Genomic DNA, 18,521 nt, shown 5'->3' with positions numbered 1-18,521 from the left:
TCGCCGCCAACCTTACTACACGCTGCCCTTTTGCGCCCAATGCGGTGCGAAAGGGTAGTTTTGTGTTTCTAGGCTACCCGTCGCATGCCCCCGTAACGGCTGCCCCTGTGGGCCAGGGTATAGGGTTCACACGCCAAAGGGCCCGCTTTATCAAAGCGGGCCCTTTGGCGTGTCGTTGATACCCCTTATCAGGAAAGAATTGGACCTGCTGTGACTTCAATCATATCTACTGGAGTAAGGTATTCCTGTGCCAACATCTGTAACTCTGGTGCCTCAACTTGGGCGACCTGTTTCAAAAAATCAGTATAGTAGGTAGCGGGCAAGTTCAAAAAAACCAAGCTTCGGTACTTATCACATTGTTCGAATACAGTTCCTAACTCGTTGGCGAACTTGCCCGCTATATAATTCTTGACGGTTTGCAGTTCTTCAGCTGGGATGAGCTCATTCTGCAACCGTGTCAACTCCTGCTTTACTTCTATTACCGCAGCAGGAGTACTGGCTGCATTCACATCGGTACTAATGACCAAATTGCTGGCGTTTTCGCGGGGATAGATGCTGGCATAGATACCGTAGGTAAACCCTTTATCCTCCCGAATATTCTTCATGAGGCGTGAGCCGAAATAACCACCTAAAACCTTTACCAAAACCTGTAGCGGGTGAGTAGATGGATGGGTAAGGCTCGGCCAAAACCTGCCTATGCGCAACGACGACTGAGAGCTTTCAGGCATTACTACCATTGCAGATGGAATTGGGCTGGTAGACGCTGTGAGTGCTACTATGGTTTCTGTGGTACTGGAAGCCGGAATGCTACCCAGCATACTACGAACCAAGGATTGTTGAGCGTTGCTTACATCACCACAGAGGAAAATCTCACTGGTGCCGATGTCGTAGTGAGAAGCGTGAAAGGTAAGGACGTTGGCTTGGGTGGCCTGACGAAACGGCGTTTCGTCAAAGGATCTGCCATAGGGATGTTCATCCCCATACAAACTCCGGGCAAAAGCCTCAGAAGCCAGATAGCTGGTCTTCTGCCGCTCGACCCGGACATTCTGAATGGTGCGAGTTTTCAGCAACTCAAGTTCAACAGTTGGGAAAGTAGGCTCCGTTATGATGTCTGTTAGCAGCGGCAAGAGTTTTTCCAGATGACGGCTCAGGCAGTATAGTGTCAGAGTGGATCGATCAAATCCCTGCTCGCATTCTAAAGATGCTCCGTAGAAGGCTACTTCGTCGGCAATCTGCCGGGCCGTACGGGTGCGGGTACCTTCCAGAAGCATCCGGGCGGTGAGAAGCGAGATGCCCGGGGAGGGATCATACCATTTACCAGCCCGAAAAGCTATTTCGAGTCGGATTACAGGTTGAGCATCGTTACGAAGAAGGTGTAGACGCGCGCCATTAGGGAGCGAAAACACGTCAGCCGCTGGGAGCTTAACGCTAACCAGCGGCTGAATGGGAGGAGCGACTTTACGGTCGAGCATAGGTACTAATTAGTTGACAGGCCCGGTATCGTTACCCGGCCCGAAAGCTTCTTCAAGCTTATTAAAATTGAAGTGCAACGATACCCGAATTGTTTGGGCGAGTGGGTTTGCCCGGGAATTGGGAACCAGGTAGGTGCCATCAACGCCGAAAACCTGGTACCGCACCCCCAAACCAAAGCTTAGGTATTGCCGGTCGCCCTTGTTCTTGTTTTCGTAGAAGTAGCCTACCCGGGCGGCCAGCAGATCGTTGTACCAGTATTCCATACCAGCCGATAAGTTGATTTCTTTGAGCTCTTCACTAAAGCCACCGGGGGCATCATTGAAGGAGCCGAAGATGCCGCTTACTACCGATTTGGCGCGGATTTCATCGTTCCTGGTGCGGATGAGATTTGCCACCTCCCTGCCGCGGCCCGTGGAATCACCCACGAAATAGTATGGCGTGGGCACCAGCAGCTTGTTGGCATCAACAGTCAGGGTAATCTTGTTATAGGCATCCAGCTCGCGCGTGATTGCCGTACCTATTTTAAGGTTGGTTGGCAAAAAATCGGCCTGCAACGGATCCGTGTAGGTGATTTTGGTGCCGATGTTGGAGATGGCCGCTCCTAAAGCCAGGTTATAATCTGATGGGCCAATCGTGAGGTCTTTGGTGTAGTAGGCGCCCAAATCGACGGCGGCGGCATTGCCTGGCTTTGCATCGTTGCCAAGCGAGCTGCCCGTCAAGTTGGAGCGGATGTAGCGTGTCGTTACCCCAACCCCAAAATTTTCGCTCAGCTTCTGGCCATAGGACAGGCTGAAGGCATACTCCTTCGGGTTGAAGTCGCCTTTAGAAACGTTGTTCTCGTCGCGGTACTGAATGGTCCCCAGATCGAAATACATCAGCGAGGCCGACACTGCCGAACGCTCGCCCAGCTTCGCAAATCCGGATAAGTAGGCCAGGCCCATGTCGTCGGTGAAAGCCCGGAGCCACGGCGAATAGGAAGGGGAAACGCTGTACTGGTTTCGGACGAAGCCCAGCTTGCCGGCGTTGTAGTACGCGGAGTTGGCATCAGGTGAAATAGCTACCCCTGCCTCCCCCAGCGCCGACGAGCGGGCGTCAGGGCTCAGCGTGAGGATCGGCACCGCTGTCGTGATGGTGTTCGGGTTTGTCTGAGCCAGAGCAGCCACGGAGAGGCCCAGCAGACCGGAAGAAAGCACAAAGCGCAAAGGCAACTTCGACAGGATCATAAGCAAAAATCAAATGGGGCGGAAAGTACGCGAAATTGGCAACAGCGAGCCAAAACTTAATTCAGGATGACGAGTTTTTCAAATTTTGAAGCCGTCGTGCCCGTTTGTTGGGACTTGACGCTGACCCGGTAGACGTACACGCCGCGGGCCAGCTGATCATCGTATTCATCGCGGCCGTTCCAGGTGAGTGACTTGAAGTGAGGCTCATTGCCAAGGGCGCTGGCGCGAAGCGTCCGGACCAAACGGCCGGAGATGGTAAAGATCTGGACCTGTACATCCAACTCATCCCCAGCACCGGCGCGATTGTGATCGAAGTGAAACGTGGTAGCGGTAGAGAATGGATTAGGATAATTGAGCACGTGCTTCAGGGCCAGCTTTTCGTCGCTGGCCGCAATAAACTCAATTTCCTTTTCCGCAGAGTTGTTGAACGTATCCCAGGCTTTGAGCCGCAGCAGGTGGGGACCGGTAGCCAGGTCCTTGAAGAGATACCTGACCTGGCCCTGCTGGAAGTTATCGACGTTGGCCGTATAAAATTCGTTGAGAATAATCAGCTTATTCGGGTCATTGTCCAACGTGGCCGTGATTTCGTGGCCGATACCAGACCCGGCCGTATTGATACCACTCTTATCCTGAAGCTGGGCTAACAGGGTAGTCGTAGGACGGGTGAGGCCACCGAAAACGAAGGTGGTGTCGTCCATAAAGAGCCGGATATTCGGGGCCAGACTATCCCGGGCTTCGGAGGTATCGGCCCCGCCAACGGGCACTGCCTGGGCGCCGTGCGCATCGAGGCCATTCGCCACATCGGACGCGTAGAGGCTGATTTTACCGAGGCCCAGGCTGTAGTTGATATCCTTGGGCACCACGAAGCGGATTCGGAAAGCCCCATTGGTTACCGTAGCCTGCCCGGCATAGATGATGTTTTCCCGGATTGAAATCGGAATCGGCTTGTCTTCATTGCCAAGGGTGTTGACGGTGGTCGGCTTCTCATAAATCGTCAGCTGCGCCTTGCCCGTGAAGCGGGTGTTGGTTACTCCCCCGTTCTGGATCCGGCCAGCCATAGTGATGGCCGATAGCGCTTTAAGCGTGTCGATGCGGGAAGCCGTAATCAGGCGGCCATTAATGGAATCAAGCTTTGCCTGCTGGGCAGGATAGGCCAGGCGCATGGAGGGGTCGCCGAGCAGGGTGAAGTTGCGGTTTTCGAGGGCCAGAATGTTAAAGTCGTTTTTGGTGGCCATGACCATATCGCCCATCCGGGGCCTCTGCCCGTTGATGGGCGTAAACATGCTCTCGTAAAAAGCCCGCACAATGCCATCGTTATAGCCGAAGCCCGCGAAGGCCAGGCGCGTAGTAGTGAGTAGTCCTACGGCCCCGCCCTGAACATCGGTGAGAGCCTGTTCCCCCGCCGAAGTTTCTTCGGGGTTGTCGTAAGTACTGAAGTCGCAGGTCGCCGTGATCATGAAGGTCAGCTTGTCCCGGTTTTGAAGCTTGAGCACGGAATTGTTCGTCAGAATCTGCTCATCAGCCCAGCCTCTTATCCCGCCATGACCACTGTATTGAATAATCAACGAACCCTGCTCGATGGCTTCGTCGATGGCCCGATTACATTCCGGGGAGCGTTGGCCCCCCGCCGCGATAACCTGTGGATACAGGTCGAGGTAAACCTTATGCGCGTTGAATTCCGGGTGGAGTCTGACGAGATTCTCAGCGGGTCCGTCCGTAGACGGATTGATGTGGTAGTTGCCGTCGCCATCATCGGCTACGAAGGTGATGCGGTTACGCCATTTGCCAAACGCCGTAGGGTTATCGTAGGAGATGAGTTTGTCGACAACCAGCCGGGCCTGCGCGGTAGAGTTGGGCTGGTCCCGGGGCGTGCGGACGGGTAAGCGGCCGATGCCGATATCCAGCAGCTCTATGCCACTGCGGTCCTCGCTCCAGGTTCCTTCCTGGTCATCGAGCAGGCCGAAGTAGTCGTCGGAGTTATACGAGGGACCATACCCAATCGGATTGGAGTTGGGCCGGGGATAGGCAGTAGCGAATGACTCGCGGGACTGGTAGGTGGGGACAAAGTTCTCGTTGAGGTTGTCGCCGTTAAGCGGAGAACGGGATTTCCACCATGCGGGCAACCGGGACGCGTTGTTGGTCCGGTCAGACTTGTAGTCGTAGGAAGCGTCGCCGAAAAGAAGCAGAAACACGGTCTTGTCAGCGGGGGCCCGGTCATACACCATCTTCATCAGGTCCCGAATGGCCGTTACATCCTGACCGCCCGAACTGAACTCGTTGTAGACCTGATTGGTCGTTACCACCTGCACAACCAGCTTGTCGTGGTTGCGCCGGTGCGCGGCCAGGCGCTCAGCTTCGGCCAGGAAAAGTGGATGGACGACGATAACCAGGTCGAGTTTGCCATCCAGGTTCAACGCGTGGAGATTCTGCTTGCCCACCCGGCCGAAGTTCACATGATCGGTCCGGCCGCCCGTAAAAGCCACGAATTCGCGCAGGCTGTCGGTGGGGGCCGTAAAGGTGCCGGTGCCGTCGGGCGCGTAAGCCTGCGGCCGGCGCGGGTTAGTCACGTCCCAAACCGTGGCCCCCGGAGCGTTCAGCGCAAACTGGCTGATGGCCCCCGGCGCAAGGTTAGTAAAGGAACGAAAGTCAAACTGGTTGCCGTCCATCCGCAGCTGCCGTTGGGCATTTACTTCCAGATAATCGAGCCAGCCCCGGGCCGATGGATCAGAGCCGCCAGAATAAGACAAGCCAATCCGAACATCAGCGGCAGGGTTAGCAGGAACAGGATAAGAGTAGGTAGAGAGGTCGGTATTAGCGCCTTCCGCGTAGTCGCCGTTCGAGAGGCCCTTCATGTTCTGCGTCCCGATGGCCGTGCCGTTTAACGTCAGATTAAACCGGGTGGGTACGCCGACAGCCGAGTTGGCGGCGGCACTGGATGTAACCTGGAGCGTGGAACCCGCAACCAGATTTGGAATCGTAAACGGAAACTCCGCCGCCCGGGCAGTACTATTGAAGCCTTCCCCCAGCCATTGCCGGCCCGACTTGATCAGGTTGATTAAATCCCGGTTATGGTAAGCATGATAGGCATATTGGCTGATTGTGGCGGTGGGGGGAGCTGCCACGGGGGCCGCCGGCGCGACGCGGCGCCCTGGTCCGGGGCCCACCGTAAGAAAGTAGTAGGCCGTGTCGGTGTACACGTTCAGCGTGTGGTGAAACCGTTGGGCAACGACGTCCGCAGTCCAGGTATGGGGGCCGCGGGCATAAAACAGCAGGTAGTCGTTATCGTCAAAGCGACCATCAGCTTCCCCGGCTACAAACACCGCGTTTTCGGCCAGGTCGTCGGGGCGGTACACGTCGTTCCGCTGCGGGAGGGTGCCCATGGCATTGCCGTATACCCGAAGCCGCCGTGGATCCTGGCCCTGCATATCGATGCCCGCCGCCTGCAGCGCATTTTTATCAAGCCGGTAAATGCCGCTTGCCGGCACGCCAATCTTCACCCACCCACCCTGGTTCAGCACCGACGTTTGGGTATAATTGCGGCTTTGAATACCCCGGGCGACCGGCGCTGCCGGCGCTACCGAATAGGCATAGCTGAAGGAAATGAGCTTTTCCGGCTGGCCGGACTGTGGATTGCGTCGCACGCTAAGCATAGCCGCCAGCGTTATGGGCCGACGTTTCTCAATGCCGTTGGAAAGCACGACGGCGGGAGTGGCCGCCAGTCTGGTCACATCGAACACCCGGGCGTCAGCGGCTGAAAAGGGCGCGTATACCGCGTCGCGCAGCTGGCCCTCCACCACCTGACCCGCAATCCGAACCACGTAGCGGCCCGCTTCTTCCCCGGGCCTGAATACGCTGGTGTAGAACGTGGGCACCTGACGCATCTGGCCATCAGATTTCGGCACCTGAGCGTAGCCCTGCCAGCTAAGCTGCCCGCTGATTACCTGCTCCGCCTGCTGGGCCACGGCCGGAACCAGAGCCGTAGAAAGCAGAAGGCAGCATGAAGCGAAGAAAGTAAAGTATCGCATAGAATTGATTTCGTTGCCGTTAGGCGAAAACAGAATAACAGTGGCTCTGCAACACACGATACCGCGAAGCGGTTCACCCCCGGACGGCTACTTAACTTAACTGGCGAAGCGGGGAAATATTGTGGCCTTTCGGGCCAAAGTGTTAGCCGAAAGACGGCCGCACAACGGACAGCACTACGTACAGCAGCACGGCCAGCGGAATGGCCGCCACTCCCAGCAGCAGCAGCAGCGCTACCGCCAAAATCAAAAACACAAAACGCAGGGAATTGTCCGCCCAGGTCAGGCTTTTAAATTTCAGGGCAAAAAGCGGTATTTCAGCCACCAGCAGCCCGGAAAGGAGCAGCGTAAGCGCCAGCAGTACCCCCGGATTCAGAATCAGGGACGTCAGAGAGAACGTATCGTGGGCCAGAATCAGGGGCAGCGCCGCCACTACCAGCGTGCAGGCTGGGGTGGGCAGGCCAATAAAGGAATCGGTCTGCCGGGTGTCGTTGTTGAACTTGGCCAGGCGCAGGGCCGAGAATATGGTTACAATGAACCCGGCGTAGGGCAGCCAGGCGGGCAAACCGCCCGCCGCCTGACCGAGCAGGTGAAACAGCAGAGCCCCGGGTACTACGCCAAACGAGACTACATCAGCCAGTGAGTCAAGGTCTTTGCCGATGGGGGAGGACGCGTGCAGCGCCCGGGCCAGCAGCCCATCGGCAAAGTCGAAGGCCGCCGCCAGACCTACCAGGTAAGCGGCGGTTTCGAGCTGCCCCGCAAAGATATTGCACAAGGCCAGGCAGCCCGCAAACAGGTTCAGACAGGTAACGGCGTTGGGAAGATGGTTCTTCAACTTGGGGGAGCTTGGATGATGGGCAGCTGGACAACAGTACCGGGACGATACCTACGACTCCAGCAGCCTACTGCAGAAATGGATTGGTACGTCGTTCGGCCCCGATAGTGGTCGGTGGGCCATGCCCGGGGTAGACCGTTACTGCGTCAGGCAGGGAGAACAGCTGGGTGCGGATGCTGGTAAGCAACGTTTCGTGGTCCCCACCGGGCAGGTCGGTGCGGCCAATGCTGTTCTGGAAGAGCACGTCGCCGCCGATAACGGTGGCCGCCGACGCCTGGTAGAAGACCACGTGCCCCGGCGCGTGCCCCGGAGCAAAGCGCACGTCCAGGGCGGTGTGCCCAAAGTGTACCGGCTCGCCGGGGGTTAGAAAGCCCGTTGGTTCGGCGGGGGAATAATCCGGAAAGCCATAGTTGGCCGCATAGGCCGGCACGGCGCGCAACGTGCTCAGGTCCGCCTCGTGCATGAGGAAGGGGACGTGGTAGGCATCAAGAATAAACTGATTGCCCAGCACGTGGTCTATGTGGCAATGCGTATTCAGCAGGAGCACCACCCGGAGCCCTTGGGCTGTGACGAAAGCACGAAGAGCCTCCTGCTCGGCGCGGCTGTAGCAGCCGGGGTCCACGACTACGCACTGACCAGTGTCATCGTGAAGCAGGTAGGTGTTTTCGGAAAAGGCGTTGAATGTAAACCCGGAAACGGTCATGCAGTAGAAAAAATAACGCCGACCCGAGACGGCTGAACGAGGCGGGTAAGGTACGAGACTTGCCGCGAACATACGGGCGCCCGGGCAAGTGGGATGACATGAGGCGGCGGAATTTATAAACCGGGCCCGGCCCCGGCGGGTTCTCCCTTCGCAACCGCCGGAAAGTAGGGCCCACTTTGCTTTTCGCCTTACCTTGCCGGGCATGATCACCTACGACTATCTGATTATCGGGCACGGCATCGCCGGGGCTACTCTGGCGTACGAGCTACGCCGCCGTGGCCGCCAGGTGCTGGTGCTCGATACCCCCAACCCGGGTTCGGCCTCCAACGTGGCGGCGGGCCTGATGAATCCCGTTGCCGGCAAGCGGTTTGCCCTGGCCTGGCGGGCCGCGGACTTTCTGCCGGCGGCCCTTGCTTTCTACCGGGAGCTGGAAGGGCATTTCGGCCAGCGCTTCCTCTTCGAAACCCCGGTTCTAAAGCTTTTTTCTTCGGTGGCGGAGCAGAATACCATCCTGGCCCGCAGTGCCGACTATCCGTGGCAGGAGTTTGTGGAGGAGCTCACGGCCGAAACCGACGCCTATTCCGGCGTGAAGCAGGAGTTTGGAGGAATCCTGGTCCGGGGCGGAGGCCACGTGGCGGTGCAGCAGGTGCTGGCCGCCCTGGCGGCCGAAGGCCGGCAACAGGGCTGGCTCCGGCACGAAACTTTTGACCCGGACCAGCTTGTTGTCGGGCCGGTTGGCGTTACCTACGCAGGCCACGTCGGCGCGCGCCACGTGGTATTCTGTGAAGGCAGCGCCGCCGGGCAGAATCCGTACTTCAGTTGGCTTCCCATCACGCCGAACCAGGGCGAGGTGCTGGAGGTAGAATGCCGGGAGTTGTCGGAAGCGCAGGTACTCAATAGAAGTGCTTACGTGGTGCCGCTGGGGCAGGGCCGGTTTCGGGTGGGGGCCACCTACCGATGGCCGCCGTTTGCCGAGGGCATCACCGCGGAAGCCCGTACTGAGCTAAGCCAGCGCCTGGCCGCCATGACCGATCTGCCGTTCACGGTAACGGGTCAGCAGGCCGGGGTAAGGCCCGCGGTGCGTGACCGAAAACCCCTGCTGGGCACGCATCCCGAGGTGCCGGTGGTGAGTATCTGCAATGGGTTTGGGTCTAAGGGGGTGATGCTGGCTCCCCGGCTGGCCGCTCACCTGGCCGACGCGCTGGAAGGCACGGCGGAACTGTGGCCCGAAGTCAATATTCTGCGTTATCATGCGTTATACGTTGCTGGCCGCGCCCGCCAGTGATTCTTCTGCCTTTCTCCGTTTTAGCCTGCTCTATGAAGCACGTATTCTTACTCCTGATGCGTCGTCTGCGGCAGTTGGCCCTGCCGGCTCTGCTGCTGGCCGGCCTGCTACCCGTTAGCCCCGTGCGGGCCCAGTCGGCGCAGGAATCGTTTGGGCGGGTCCGCATCCAGTACAAGGAGTTCAACTGGCAGCTGCTCAGCACTCAGAACTTCAACCTGTATTTCTACGCGGGCGGGGAAACCACTGCCCGGCGGGCGGCGGAATACGCCGAGAAAGAGCTGCAGCGCGTCACGGGGCTGGTGGGGTACTACCCGTATTCCAAAACCACCATCATGCTCTACAATTCCGTGGGTGATCTGCGGCAGAGCAATGTGGGCCTCGACGCGGACAAGTACCAGACCGGCGGGGAAACGTCCCTGTTGCGCATCAGCAAGGTGCAGCTGGCTTTTCAGGGCCAGCAAACGCTGTTCAAACGCGACCTGAGCTATCAGATTACCCGGGTGCTGCTGAACGACATGATGTATGGCGGCTCGCTGAAGGAAGTGATTCAGAGTAGCTACCTGCTGCAGCTGCCCGAGTGGTTTATCAGCGGCGCCTCCGCCTATGCCGCGGAAGGCTGGAGTGTGGAGATGGATAACTACATGCGCGACATGACGCAGAAGGAGCAAGGCAACCGGGCCTCGCCGTTTTTTCTGCGCAATCCGCAGCTGGCCGGGCAGAGCGTGTGGAACTACATCGCGGAACGCTACGGCTACACCGCCATTCAGAACATCCTGAACCTGACGCGCATCACGCGCGACGTGGAAGTGGGCATCAGCAGCTCCCTGAACGTGCCCTACAAAGTATTTCTAAAAGACTGGCTGGCGTATTACCGGCAGCTGAATGCCCAGCCCCAGACTCCTTTCGTGCTGCCCGACGAAAATCGGGCGCTGGTCCGGCACAACCGGAAGGGAATTATGTACTCGCAGCCCGTGCTGAGCCCTAATGGCGAGCGGCTGGCCTACGTGAGCAACGAGCGGGGCCGCTACCGGGTGGTAGTGGTTAACCGCGACGGCTCCAGGCGGCACACCATCCATCGGGGCGGCTACAAGACGCCTGATCAGCAGGTGGAAACCCGCCTGCCGGTGCTGGCCTGGCGCAGCAACGCGCAGGTGGCCGTAGCGGAAGAAGATAAAGGGTACATGACGCTACACCTGCGCGACGCGGACGGGGGGGTAAGTGGGTTGGTAGAGCAGATCAGGGAAGCCCTGCCTTTCAGTAAAGGAGGGTCTACGCTTTTGCAGTCCTTTTCCCAGATTCTGGACCTGAGCTACTCCCCGGACGGCAAGTCGCTGGTGTTTAGCGGGGTCCGCAATGGTCAGAACGATCTGTATCTGTTGAGAGCCGGTAACCGCACGCCTGAGAAGCTCACCAACGACGTCTTCGACGACCTGCAACCCGTTTTCCTGCCCGGCGGCGGCGGAATTGTGTTCAGCTCCAACCGTTGGCTTGATTCGGCGGGCACGGCTAAGGGTAGTTTCGGCGCCGTAGTCAACAACTACGATCTGTTCCTGTATCATCTCGACGGCCGGACCCAGCCGGTGGAAACCCTGGTGAGCACGATATCCAACGAGGGCCGCCCCCGGGTGATATCTGATGACGAACTCCTGTATCTGGGGGAGGAAAGTGGCGTACGGAGTCTGTATAAGTACTCCGTCCGTACCCGGCAGCACGTTCCGGTGAGTGCCTTCCCGGCTAACATCGACCATTACGACTACAATGCGGCTACCGGCGCCCTGGGCTTCGTGGCAACGGACCGGGCCCGCGACTTTATCTACCTCTACCCCAGCTATACGCTGCCCGAGCAACTAACGCTGTTCAAGACGGCCCGGCAGGAAACGCTCGAGGACCGCTCGAAAGTGGTGCCCCGCGCGGCACTGCCAAAATCGGCGCCGGCCGTAGCCGGTGAGCCCGCCCCGGCTACCCCGCCGAAAGTCCCCCGCCCGACGGATGGCGGCATCAACACCAACGACTACCAGTTTGAGGACGACACGCCCGTGCGTACCGCACCCAAGCGCAAGCGGGCCGCGACGGTGGTAGCGGTACCGGTAGCTGAAGAGGTCGCTGTAGCGGGGCCCTATAAGTACGACAAGCGCTTCAGTGTCGACAACGTGGTATCGTCGCTGGCGGCCGACCCGATTCTGGGTGTGGGCATCGTGGCCCAGGCCAACATGTCCGACCTGTTCGAAAACCATCGCTTCACGGCTGGCCTCTTCGCGCTCACCGACCTGCGGACGAGCAATATTTACGCCCAGTATACCAATCTGAGCCGCCGCTACGACTGGAGCATCAGCTATCAGAAGCAGGCGTATTTTTTCGACAAGTCCCGTTACCGGGAGCGGTACGGCCGGCACGAGATATCGCCCACCATTGCCTATCCGCTGACTCACAAGCTGAGCGTGCGGGGCGGTCCGCGCTTCGTAAGTGTGTCGCGGACGACGTTGGATGAGTTTCTGACTGACTCGCTGGACATCAACCGGAGCTACGTTGGGGTCAGCGGCGAAATTGTTTTCGATAATGCCATCACCACCGGGGTGAATATGATGGAAGGTACCCGGATGAAAATAGGCCTGTTGCAGCTGAACAGCGTCAACAAGGAAAATCAGAACCTGGGCAAGCTGTACGTTGATATCCGCCATTACCAGAAGGTACACCGGCAGATCATCTGGGCCAACCGGGCCAGCTATGGTCATTTCTTTGGGGATGCGGCCCCGACGTTTCGGCTTGGCGGAATGGATAACTGGCTCAATGTCCGCTACGAAGACGGGTATGAGCTTCCGTCGGATCCCACGCAGCTGTTCTACCAGCAATTTGTGACCAACCTGCGGGGCTTCAACTACAGCAAGCGCACGGGCCCCAGATTCCTGCTGTTCAATTCCGAGCTGCGGGTTCCTATTGTGCAGTACCTGACGCGTAAGCCCATTTACTCCGGCTTCTTCCGCAACCTGCAGCTTACCGCTTTCGGCGACGCCGGCTCGGCATATCTGGGCGCCAATCCTTTCAACGAGAACAACTCTTTCAACACGCAGCTGCCCTTCAAGCCGGGTAATGCTTTCTCCGCTACGGTCATCAACTTCCGCAACCCGCTGCTGGTTGGCTACGGCTTTGGCATGCGCACCACGCTGCTAGGCTTTTACGGCAAGGCTGATATAGCCTGGGGGCAGGAGGATTACGTGGAGAAAGGGCCGAAATTCTATTTTACGCTGGGCTACGACTTTTAACGTTGCCCGCCGGGCTACTCCTAAGAAAAAGCCGTTCAGAATATCCTGAACGGCTTTTTACTGGCCGGCAGCCAAGGCGAAACCCCCGGTAAGGGAATAATGACCCGGGGTGCCGCCGATCCGGGCGTTGGGTTGTATCTTTGCGGCCCTGTTCACCAGCTGCTCCCCTGTGCTGCTTCTCCGCGAGATTTGGTATTTGATTCAGAAGGACTTCCGCCTGGAATGGCGGCAGCGGGCCGCCCTCAACGGGATGCTGCTCTACGTGGGTAGCACGGTGTTTGTCTGCTACCTGAGCTTTTCCCTGCGCGGGGGCGAATTGCCCGTACCGGCCTGGAATGCCCTGTTCTGGATCATCCTGCTGTTTACGGCCGTGAATGCCGTAGCCAAGGGGTTTTTGCAGGAAAGCCGGGGCCGGCTGCTTTACTATTATACGCTGGTGCGCCCTCAGGCCGTCATTCTGGCCAAGATTGCCTATAACTCCCTGCTGCTGCTGGGCCTGGCGCTGGTCGGGTTTGGCGTATACGCGCTGGTACTCGGCAACCCCGTGCAGGATAGCCCGCTGTTTGTGGCCAACGTGGCCCTGGGGGCCCTGGGCTTTGCCACCACCCTCACGCTGGTGTCGGGCATTGCGGCCAAGGCCACCAACAGCAGTACGCTGATGGCGGTGCTGGGCTTTCCGGTGATGGTGCCGATGCTGCTGCTGCTGATTAAAGTTTCTAAAAATGCGCTGGACGGGTTAGAGCTGGAAGCCAGCCGCAGCGCCCTGCTCACGCTGCTGGCCCTGAACCTGATCGTCGTGGCGGTGTCGTACCTGTTGTTCCCTTTCCTGTGGCGGAGCTGAGGGATGACCTAATACCTGGTTTCCGGGGTTTCGAAGCGGGGGCAAAAAGCGGCCTTGCCAGCTCAGCGTTCTGCCGGCGGCCCGAGCTTCCGCTATTGCAGCGGGTTCATCAACCTTCCCGGAGCCTGCCTGTTTGCTAAGCATCAGGGACTACCTATCAAGTACTAAGCGATGAAAAACAACTGGTGGAAAGCTTTGACGGTCGTGCTGCTGCTTTACGTGGCGGTAGCAGGATTGCTGATGCCGGTACCGCGGCTGGCTATCCTCAACGAAACCATCCGCAACCTGTACTTCCACGTGCCGATGTGGTTCGGCATGACCTTTATCCTGATTGCCTCGGTATGGTATTCCATCCGTTACCTGCGGCAGCCGTCGGTAGAGCTGGACATCCGGGCACACGAGGCCGCCCGCACCGGCATTCTGATGGGCGTGGTGGGGTTGGCCACGGGTAGCATCTGGGCCCGCTACACCTGGGGTACGTGGTGGACCAGTGACCCTAAGCTCAACGGGGCGGCCATTGCCATGCTGATTTATGGCGCTTATCTGGTGCTGCGCTCTTCCTTTACTGACGAGCAGCAGCGGGCCCGGGTATCGGCTATCTACAACATCTTCGCCTTTGCCACGGCCATGCCGCTGTTTTACATCCTGCCGCGCCTCACCGATTCGCTCCACCCGGGTGCGGGCGGTAACCCGGCCTTCGCCCGCTACGACCTCGATAGTGATATGCGGATGGTGTTTTACCCGGCCGTTATCGGCTGGACCCTGCTGGCCTTCTGGCTGGCCCAGGTCGCCAGCCGGATTGCTCTGCTCAAACAAAAAGTATATGAAAAACAGTTTGCTTAATACGGGTCCGGGGGGCATAGGGACTGCGGGGCCGGGCTTGAAAAGCCGCCCCTGGACGCTGCGTCCGGCACTGTTGCTACTGGTCACGCTGCTGCTGCCCGCGCTGCGGGCGGCCGCCCAGACTGCCGCAGGTGAGGCACCCGAAATGGCGGATACCCTCCGCCGGGATGGTAAAATCTACGTGGTAGTCGCCGTCATCACGGTGGTGCTGACGGGGCTGCTGCTGCTGCTCATTTCCCTCGACCGAAAAGTGACCCGCCTGGAGCGGGAGCTGAAAGACTAGCGGGCCCGACCGCCTGGTTAAGGCAGCCGGGAGCAAGGGTAACAAGTGCCCGGCCTTAGCTGCAGCAGCTTCGATTTGTAATATTCCGGTGGTCTGACGGATTTTTCGGGCCGGTTTGGTTGTTCAAGTATAGCCGCCTTATCTGGAGCGGCCCCGTGTAAGCATCATGAAGAAAGCCCACCTCCTTGCCATTGCCGTTATTGCCGTAGCTATCGGCATCATCATGAGTACCGTAGGCGACGCCAGCGTGTACGTTTCGTTTGGGGAAGCCCGGGAACGGGCTGCCGACGGCAACCTGACCAAGGTTCACGTCGTTGGTCGGCTGCCGCGCGATGGGCAGAAGAACATCATGGGCCTGGAGTACAATCCTACGCTCGACCCCAACTACTTTGCCTTCACGCTGGTTGATACCAACCGGGTGGCCCAGCGCGTCATCTACTTCAACCCCAAGCCCCAGGACTTCGACAAGTCCGAGCAGGTGGTCATCACCGGGGCCATGCGCAACGAGGTATTCGTAGCCGACAAAATCCTGCTCAAGTGCCCATCCAAGTATGTGGAGAAGGATATACAGGGCGCTACTGCAGCGGTTAATTAAGAATTAAGAATTAAGAATTAAGAATGCTGGACAGACTGTACCAAGTGCTGGCCCCACACATTCTTAATGGATTGATTTTTAATTTTTAATTCTCAATTTTTAATTGAATTCAATGCTCAATACTTTCATTGGCAACCTAGGACACTTCAGCGTCATCGTGGCTTTCGTAGCAGCCATAGTATCGGCGTATGCCTATTTCATGGCCAGCCGCAACCAGCCGCTGGGGGTCACCGACGCATCGTGGCTGCGCCTGGCGCGGGGCGCGTTTTTCCTGCACGGCGCGGCGGTAGTGGCCATTATCGGCTGCCTGTTCAACATCATCTACGCGCACCGGTACGAATACTACTACGCCTGGAGCCACTCCAGCAACCATCTGCCGCTGCAGTACATGATTTCCTGCTTCTGGGAAGGGCAGGAGGGCTCCTTTCTGCTCTGGATATTCTGGCACGTCGTCATTGGGCTGGCCATCATTCGCTTCAATAAGAAGTGGGAAGCTCCCGTCATGGCCGTGTTTGCCTTCGTGCAGCTGTTCCTGACGTCCATGATTCTGGGCGTGGTCATCTTCAGCGTGAAGATTGGCTCCTCCCCCTTTATTCTGCTGCGCGACTTTCTCACCGACCTGCCCGTTTTCAAGCTCAACCCCGACTTCATTCCTAAAGACGGCACCGGTCTGAATGCGCTGCTGCAGAACTACTGGATGGTAATTCACCCGCCCACGCTGTTCCTGGGCTTCGCCCTGACGCTGGTGCCCTTTGCCTTCGCCATTGCCGGCCTCTGGAAACGCGAGCTGACGGCGTGGGTGAAGCCGGCCATCACCTGGTCGCTGCTGGGCGGCGTGGTGCTGGGCGTGGGCATTGTAATGGGCGCCTATTGGGCCTACGAAACCCTGAACTTCGGCGGCTACTGGAACTGGGACCCGGTGGAAAACGCGGTGTACATTCCCTGGCTGGTGCTGGTGGCTTCCATTCACGGCATGGTGCTGTGGCAGCGGGGCCGCACGGGTCTGCGCACGTCGTTCGTGCTCGTCATTACTACCTTCCTGCTCATTCTCTACGCCACTTTCCTGACCCGCAGTGGGGTGCTGGGTAGTGCCTCGGTCCACTCGTTCACCGACTTGGGCCTGTCCGGCCAGCTGCTGATTTATCTCACCGTCTTCGTCGTGCTGGCCATTGCGCTGCTGGTGAAGCGGTGGAAGGATATTCCGGTTTCCGAGAAGGAGCTCACCACCTATAGCCCCGAACTGTGGGTATTCATTGGCGCTACGGTGCTGTGTCTGGGGGCTTTCCAGGTGCTGGTAACCACCAGCATTCCGGTGTACAATGCGTTGCTGGGCTTTGTCGGTATCAAATCGAACCTGGCGCTGCCCGCTGACCAGATTGCGCACTACACCAAAATCCAGCTCTGGATGGGCGTATTCGTGGCGTTCCTGGCCGGTCTGGCCCAGATTATGTGGTGGCAGCGCAACGACAAGACTACGCTGTCGAACTCCCTGGCCGTGCCGGGTATTCTTTCCCTGCTGGGGGCGGCGCTGGTTATTCTGCTGGTGCGCTACAATAAGCTCACGATGAGCCCGGCCTACATTGCTCTGCTTACCACTGCGCTGTTTGGGGTGCTGGCTAATCTGAGCACAGTTTTCACGCTGCTCAAGCGGCGGGTAGCCATTTCGGGCGGGGCCGTGGCGCACATAGGCATTGCGTTGATGCTCCTGGGCGTGCTGGCCTCGGCGGGCTACTCCAACATCATTTCCCGGAACGTCTCGGGCATGGTGTATTCCAAGGAGTTCGACGAGGAGCTGAACCGCGACAACGTATTGCTGTGGCGCAACACGGTAGCTCCCATGGCTGGTTACGACGTCAGCTACACGGGCCAGTATTTTGACGTGCCCGGTATGCCCGAGTACGTGAATAAAGAAGTTCTTTTCCGCACTGCGGATGAATACAAGGCCCTGGCCCGCTCCGACATCAAAATCGGGGACAAGCTCTATTACAAAGCCGGCGACACGGTAGAGATTCTGCCGGAAGACACCTACTACCGCGTTGAGTATAAAAACCGCAAGTCGGGCGAAGCCTTCACGCTGTATCCCCGCGCCCAGGTGAATGAGGAAATGGGGGGCCTGCTGGCTTCCCCGGACCTCAAGCAGTTTTTCACCCACGACATCTACTCCCACATCAGCTCGGTGCCTGACCCAAGCAAGGAAAAGGACTGGAGCGAAGTGACGGAGCACGTGCTGAGTGTGGGCGACACCATCTACCTCAACGATTACTTTGCCGTTTTCCGCGCCGTGGAGCCCGCCCAGCAAACGGCGGGCCTGGGTCTGGCCAAAGGCGACCTCGCCATTCAGGCTGACTTCGTGGTCTCGGGGGAGAAGAAGGAGTACCACGTTCATCCCGTATTTGTGGTGCGTAACCGCCTGATTGGGCGCGTACCCGATGAAGTGGAGGATCTGGGCCTGCGGCTGAGCTTCGTCAACGTAGATCCTACCAAGGGCAAGTTTACTTTCGGCATCAGCACCACTCAGAAGGACTACATCATCCTGAAGGCCACCGAAAAACCCTTCATCAATCTGCTCTGGAGCGGTACGCTGCTCATGGCCCTGGGCTTTGGTATGGCCATCGTCAAGCACCGGCGGGAAGGTCGCCGCGGCTCACCGGCTGCAGTTCCCGCCGTGAAAAAAAGCAAAGTCCGCCGGCAGCCGCAGCCCATAGCGTAAGGCGCCTGGCTGTGCTGCACAGGCAAAATGCCCGGGCCATTTGGTCCTATCCTTACCCAAAACTTAAAAGCCCTTCCGACCATGTGGCCGGAAGGGCTTTTTTGTGCAGCTACCGAATTGAATTACGACTTTTCAGGCAGAGTCAGCCGGGGAAGAAAGGGCTTTGCGTTGGTCTTGGAAGGCCCGAAAAAGATTTGGAAGGACAAGGCTATTTGGTCCGGGCTTTTTGCTGAACAGGCCATTGGGTAGTGGGTCGCTTCGGCGGCGCTACGCTGATTCAGGACCGGCCGTGCGCTACGCCTGTACCACGCGGGAAGCAGAACTCAGACAGAACCAGCTACTTATCTGCTGGTGAAATCGGCTGTGCCCGCGCGTACTTATTTGGCAGTCTTCACCTTTGCAGTACTAACCAGGGCACTAAAAAAGGGCAGCCCAGCGGCTGCCCTTT

Annotated in this window: 12 protein-coding genes; 7 read left to right on the top strand and 5 right to left on the bottom strand. The window is 58.4% G+C overall.

Features of this window, described 5'->3' with window-relative positions; translation table 11 throughout:
* Positions 1–188: 188 nt before the first annotated feature.
* The 5 genes from ABD833_RS11665 to ABD833_RS11645 form a co-directional block, all read right to left on the bottom strand.
* Positions 189–1,472 (bottom strand): M16 family metallopeptidase, encoded by a 1,284-nt coding sequence (locus tag ABD833_RS11665; RefSeq protein ID WP_345073169.1) that lies wholly within the window; start codon positions 1,470–1,472, stop codon positions 189–191.
* Between the two features lie 9 nt (positions 1,473–1,481).
* Positions 1,482–2,666: a type IX secretion system outer membrane channel protein PorV gene (gene porV / locus ABD833_RS11660; protein ID WP_345073167.1), complete on the bottom strand. Its 1,185-nt coding sequence runs from the start codon at positions 2,664–2,666 to the stop codon at positions 1,482–1,484.
* 86 nt (positions 2,667–2,752) lie between these two features.
* A complete protein-coding gene (gene porU, locus ABD833_RS11655) occupies positions 2,753–6,721 on the bottom strand; it encodes a type IX secretion system sortase PorU (RefSeq protein ID WP_345073166.1) in 3,969 nt (1,322 codons plus the stop codon).
* Positions 6,722–6,863: 142 nt separating this feature from the next.
* Positions 6,864–7,553, bottom strand: a complete 690-nt coding sequence (locus tag ABD833_RS11650) for a CDP-alcohol phosphatidyltransferase family protein (protein ID WP_345073165.1) — start codon at positions 7,551–7,553, stop codon at positions 6,864–6,866.
* A 67-nt stretch (positions 7,554–7,620) separates the two neighbouring features.
* A complete protein-coding gene (locus tag ABD833_RS11645; protein WP_345073164.1) occupies positions 7,621–8,256 on the bottom strand; it encodes an MBL fold metallo-hydrolase in 636 nt (211 codons plus the stop codon).
* A gap of 202 nt (positions 8,257–8,458) precedes the next feature.
* Here ABD833_RS11645 and ABD833_RS11640 point away from each other — a divergent pair, with 202 nt between their 5' ends.
* From ABD833_RS11640 to ccsA (ABD833_RS11610), 7 genes are all read left to right on the top strand, one after another.
* Entirely contained in the window at positions 8,459–9,541 is a 1,083-nt protein-coding gene (locus ABD833_RS11640; protein WP_345073162.1) for an NAD(P)/FAD-dependent oxidoreductase, read from the top strand.
* 32 nt (positions 9,542–9,573) lie between these two features.
* Positions 9,574–12,801 (top strand): hypothetical protein, encoded by a 3,228-nt coding sequence (locus tag ABD833_RS11635; RefSeq protein WP_345073161.1) that lies wholly within the window; start codon positions 9,574–9,576, stop codon positions 12,799–12,801.
* A 172-nt stretch (positions 12,802–12,973) separates the two neighbouring features.
* Positions 12,974–13,642, top strand: coding sequence for a heme exporter protein CcmB (locus ABD833_RS11630; RefSeq protein ID WP_345073172.1), 669 nt, complete (start codon positions 12,974–12,976; stop codon positions 13,640–13,642).
* Between the two features lie 171 nt (positions 13,643–13,813).
* Positions 13,814–14,485, top strand: a complete 672-nt coding sequence (gene ccsA / locus ABD833_RS11625) for a cytochrome c biogenesis protein CcsA (protein WP_345073159.1) — start codon at positions 13,814–13,816, stop codon at positions 14,483–14,485.
* Positions 14,466–14,768 carry a CcmD family protein gene (locus ABD833_RS11620; RefSeq protein WP_345073157.1) on the top strand — a complete coding sequence of 101 codons (303 nt, stop codon included), beginning with the start codon at positions 14,466–14,468 and terminating at the stop codon, positions 14,766–14,768. Before ccsA (ABD833_RS11625) ends, ABD833_RS11620 begins: the two co-directional genes overlap by 20 nt.
* 166 nt (positions 14,769–14,934) lie before the next feature.
* Positions 14,935–15,363: a cytochrome c maturation protein CcmE domain-containing protein gene (locus ABD833_RS11615; protein WP_345073155.1), complete on the top strand. Its 429-nt coding sequence runs from the start codon at positions 14,935–14,937 to the stop codon at positions 15,361–15,363.
* Between the two features lie 112 nt (positions 15,364–15,475).
* Positions 15,476–18,073 (top strand): cytochrome c biogenesis protein CcsA, encoded by a 2,598-nt coding sequence (gene ccsA / locus ABD833_RS11610; protein WP_345073154.1) that lies wholly within the window; start codon positions 15,476–15,478, stop codon positions 18,071–18,073.
* Positions 18,074–18,521 lie beyond the last annotated feature (448 nt).

Source organism: Hymenobacter fastidiosus, from assembly GCF_039539565.1.
Taxonomy (GTDB): Bacteria; Bacteroidota; Bacteroidia; order Cytophagales; family Hymenobacteraceae; genus Hymenobacter; species Hymenobacter fastidiosus.
Note: the sequence above shows the minus strand (reverse complement) of the source record. Positions and strands in the feature narration are given on the sequence as shown.

Bases quoted from the DNA above. Each gene is read 5' to 3' on its own strand.
- ABD833_RS11665 (WP_345073169.1), bottom strand. From the start codon at position 1,472: ATGCTCGACCGTAAAGTCGCTCCTCCCATTCAGCCGCTGGTTAGCGTT.
- porU (WP_345073166.1), bottom strand. From the start codon at position 6,721: ATGCGATACTTTACTTTCTTCGCTTCATGCTGCCTTCTGCTTTCTACG.
- ABD833_RS11645 (WP_345073164.1), bottom strand. From the start codon at position 8,256: ATGACCGTTTCCGGGTTTACATTCAACGCCTTTTCCGAAAACACCTAC.
- ABD833_RS11640 (WP_345073162.1), top strand. From the start codon at position 8,459: ATGATCACCTACGACTATCTGATTATCGGGCACGGCATCGCCGGGGCT.
- ABD833_RS11635 (WP_345073161.1), top strand. From the start codon at position 9,574: ATGAAGCACGTATTCTTACTCCTGATGCGTCGTCTGCGGCAGTTGGCC.
- ccsA (WP_345073159.1), top strand. From the start codon at position 13,814: ATGAAAAACAACTGGTGGAAAGCTTTGACGGTCGTGCTGCTGCTTTAC.
- ABD833_RS11620 (WP_345073157.1), top strand. From the start codon at position 14,466: ATGAAAAACAGTTTGCTTAATACGGGTCCGGGGGGCATAGGGACTGCG.
- ABD833_RS11615 (WP_345073155.1), top strand. From the start codon at position 14,935: ATGAAGAAAGCCCACCTCCTTGCCATTGCCGTTATTGCCGTAGCTATC.
- ccsA (WP_345073154.1), top strand. From the start codon at position 15,476: ATGCTCAATACTTTCATTGGCAACCTAGGACACTTCAGCGTCATCGTG.